General features: G+C 73.5%; 4 protein-coding genes. 1 reads left to right on the top strand and 3 read right to left on the bottom strand.

Translation table 11 applies throughout. The annotated features are described in order from the left end of the window. Positions 1-217 precede the first annotated feature (217 nt). Positions 218-367, bottom strand: a complete 150-nt coding sequence (locus VGD70_RS09865) for a hypothetical protein (RefSeq protein ID WP_331080329.1) — start codon at positions 365-367, stop codon at positions 218-220. Between the two features lie 560 nt (positions 368-927). Between VGD70_RS09865 and VGD70_RS09860 the strand changes: the two genes are divergently transcribed. After that, entirely contained in the window at positions 928-2,523 is a 1,596-nt protein-coding gene (locus tag VGD70_RS09860) for a GAF domain-containing sensor histidine kinase (RefSeq protein WP_331080327.1), read from the top strand. Between the two features lie 61 nt (positions 2,524-2,584). Here the strand turns inward: VGD70_RS09860 and VGD70_RS36925 are convergent, their stop codons facing one another. Both VGD70_RS36925 and VGD70_RS09850 read right to left on the bottom strand, forming a co-directional pair. Beyond that, positions 2,585-2,920, bottom strand: a complete 336-nt coding sequence (locus tag VGD70_RS36925; RefSeq protein ID WP_414637927.1) for a hypothetical protein — start codon at positions 2,918-2,920, stop codon at positions 2,585-2,587. A 270-nt stretch (positions 2,921-3,190) separates the two neighbouring features. Further along, on the bottom strand, positions 3,191-3,422 hold a 232-nt coding region (locus VGD70_RS09850), incomplete at its 5' end, for a hypothetical protein (RefSeq protein WP_331080325.1).

Raw genomic sequence — 3,422 nt, 5'->3', positions numbered from 1 at the left:
GAACAAGAAGTACCCCAATCGAAGAATTGCGCTTCGCGAATCCGGATCTGCTCGTATCCGGGTCCGGCCGGAGATTCTGCGGCACAACCCGGGTCTTGCCGCAAGACCCCCGGTGCGCTATACGTTGATAGTGGCGGGGAGGCGGAACCATCGACGTCCCCTCGATCAGGATCTGGCTACGCGGCCCCTCCCGTGAGCAACAACGTTTCTGCCGCAATCAGCGCGCGAGGTCCAGGGCCGTTAGTCGTTGTGGGCCGGTCAGGATGTCGATCTCGACGATCAGCCCGCCCGCGACCGTGAACGCCAACACCGCGGTCCGCCGGCCGTCGATCCTGGACATCACGATGCCGGGGCCGCCGTTGACCACCGCAAACCGCGCCCGGAGCCGTCTTGATCCGGACAAGTGCGAACTCGGCAGCCCAACGAGCACCTGATCTGTCGTCGGAACGCTGATGCCCGGGTGCGCCCGCATCCTGGGCAAGAGCGGTCACCACGAGCGCCGGGTCGCGCAGCAGCGGCAGCAGTGGGCAGCAGTTCGTGGATCGGTTCGTGGATCGAGATCAACTCGCCCTGGGCAAGTTGAACCGGTGTGTCTCACCACAGCGGCGTTCCGCTGGCCGGATGCGAAAGCGCTGGCCGCGGCTGGCCGGGCCCTGGCCCCATACCGGCGGGGCCGGTGCGGGGGCCGGCGCTCACGTCCGGGATGTGGGCGTCAGCGCTGCGCGCGAGGGTCACCCGGCCGGCGCGGCTGGTCCTACCATGCTCTGGTCGGCGACGACATTTTCCACCGCGCTGCCGGGGCTTCGCCCGTGCCGAGCACGTCTCCCAGCTCGTCCGGGCGCCGGCTCTCGCGGCTGGTGGCCCCGTTGCTGACGGGACCGGGCATCGGCGCTACCGCCACCCGCCGGACGGGAAGGGCGACCCGACATGAATCTCGTCACCGCCGAGCCCGCCGCGACCCGACGACGGCTGCTTGCACTGGGCGCGGGGCTCTCCCGGCGGCGTCGGCTGGCCGGGGCGCTGACCGGGCTGGTCGTTCTTCCCCTGCTGACCCTGGGGCTGGCCCAGCTTCGCGACGTCCTGGAGCTGCCGAGCCAGATGCTGCTCTACCTGCTCGCCGTGGTGGTGGTGGCGCTGGTCGGCGGGCTGGTTCCGGCGCTGGCGACCGCGGTCGCGGCCGCGGTGCTGCTGGATCATTACTTCGTCCCGCCGCTCTACGACTTCGACGTCGCCGACCCCGACAATGTGGTGGCTCTGGTCGCGTTCGTCCTCGTCGCCGGCGCGGTCGGCTCGGTGGTCGGCCTGGCCGCGCGCCGCACCCGGGAGGCCGAAACCCTCGCGACCGCGAACGCGGCGAGCCGCGAGGAGTTGCGCGTGCTCGCCGACGAGCAGGCGACGTTGCGCCGGGTGCTCGCCGAGGAGCAGGCGGCGTTGCGGCGGGTCGCCACGCTGGTCGCCGGCGGGGTGGCGGCGGCCGAGGTGTTCGCGGCCGTCGCGCAGGAGGTCGGCAGCGTCCTGGGGGCCGACGCCACGAACATCACCCGCCTCGAGCCCGACGGCGCGGTGACCGTCCTCGCCGTCGTCGGCGCCCACCCCGCCGAGTTCCCGGTGGGGAGCCGCTGGACCCCGCAGCCGCCGCTGGCCCTGGCGATCGCCTTGCGCACCGGCCGCCCGGCCCGCCTCGACGACTTCAGCCAAGCCTCCGACGCCTACGGCGACTACTTCCGCCGGCGGGGATTCCGGTCCGGGGTCGCGGTGCCGATCGTCGTCGAGGGGCGTTTGTGGGGCGGGATCGCCGCCGGGACGCGGCGGGCGCGTTTCCCGGCCGACACCGAAGCGCGCATGGCCGGGTTCACCGAGCTCGTCGGCACCGCGATCGCCAACGCCGACAGCCGCGCCCAGCTCACTGCGTCGCGGGCCCGGATCGTCGCCGCCGCCGACGACGCCCGCCGCCGGATCGAGCGCGACCTGCACGACGGCACCCAGCAACGCCTCGTCGCGCTCTGCCTCGGGCTGCGCCTGGCCCAATCCACCGTGCCCGCGGAGCTACCCGAGCTGCAGACCCAGCTCGGCCGGGTCACCGACGAGCTCACGGGGACGGTCGAGGAGCTTCGGGAGATCGCCCGCGGCATCCACCCGGCGATCCTGTCCGAGGGCGGGCTCGGCCTGGCCCTGCGCACCCTGGCCCGGCGCGCCCCGCTCCCGGTGGAACTCGACATGCGCACCGACACCCGCCCCGCGGAGCCGATCGAGGTGGCCGCCTACTACGTGGTGTCCGAGGCCCTGACGAACACCACCAAGCACGCCCGCGCCTCCTACGCGAGCGTCGCGGTCGAACAGCGCGACACCCAGCTGCACCTGTCGATCCGCGACGACGGCGTCGGCGGCGCCGATCCCGCCGCAGGTTCGGGTCTGATCGGGCTGCGCGACCGGGTACAGGCCCTGGGCGGGACGATCGAGGTCAGCAGCCGCCCGGGGGACGGGACGGCGATCCTCGTCGAGCTCCCGCTGCAGCCCCGCTGACCCCTCGAACCGCCGGGCGATGCCAAGGCGACGGCGGCAACCCTCAGCGGTGGGGCCACGGCTAGGCCTGGTTCGCCTCGCGCTGCGAGCGCCGTGCCGGATCAGCGTCGACAGCGGCGGCGAAGTTGGCGTTCCAGTGCTCGGGCAGCGGCCAGCAGTCGGGCAGCTCGCCGCGGGTGATCTCGCACCAGTGGCCGAGGACCTCGGCGATCCACCGGCGAGGATCGGTCGAGCTCCTCGGTGGTGAACTGCCGCAGCGCGGCCAGCTCCGGGGCCGCCAGGCTGCCCGGGACATCGTCGCCCGTCCGGCGACCTCGGCCTCGCCCCGCACGAGCTTCGAGCCGGCGCCGCCGGTGTCGAGGCGCAGCACGGCGTCCGGGTGCAGGAGCGCGACCAACCCCGCGAAGTCGCCGCTGCGTGCCGCCGCGAGCCAGGCGATCGACGATCGCCCGCTGCCGGGCGCGGTCGGGCTGCCCGGCCGGCGTGGCGCCCTGGACCCGCCGCCGGGCCCGGCTGGCCAGCTGCCGAGCCGCGGCCGGGGTCCGCCCCACCATTGGGACGATCTGCTCGAACGGCACCGGAAAACGCGGCGGATCTCGTCGACGGTCTTGCCTGCCCAGTGGCGGGTTCAGTGCACGAGGAGCGCCCCGCCTGCGGTTGGCCCGAGCTACCGCTGGGCCGCCCGGTTCCCGGACAGCATCCAGGACACGGCGCGGTCGACCACGCGCTCGGGGACGTCATGACCGCCGTCGAACTCCTCGTACGTGACCGGGTAGTCCAAAGCCTGCAGCGCGGGCACGAGCTGCCGGCTGCAGGAGTCGATCGGCAGAACCCGGTCGTCGGTCCCGTGCGAGACGAACACGCGCGGCTTGCCGTGCGCCACCAGCGGGGCGGCGAAG

It is taken from the genome of Actinophytocola sp. (assembly GCF_036402745.1).
In the GTDB taxonomy this organism is placed as follows: domain Bacteria; phylum Actinomycetota; class Actinomycetes; order Mycobacteriales; family Pseudonocardiaceae; genus Actinophytocola.
Note: the sequence above shows the minus strand (reverse complement) of the source record. Positions and strands in the feature narration are given on the sequence as shown.

Excerpts from the sequence above, each read along its gene's own strand:
- VGD70_RS09860 (WP_331080327.1), top strand. The coding sequence starts at position 928 with ATGAATCTCGTCACCGCCGAGCCCGCCGCGACCCGACGACGGCTGCTT.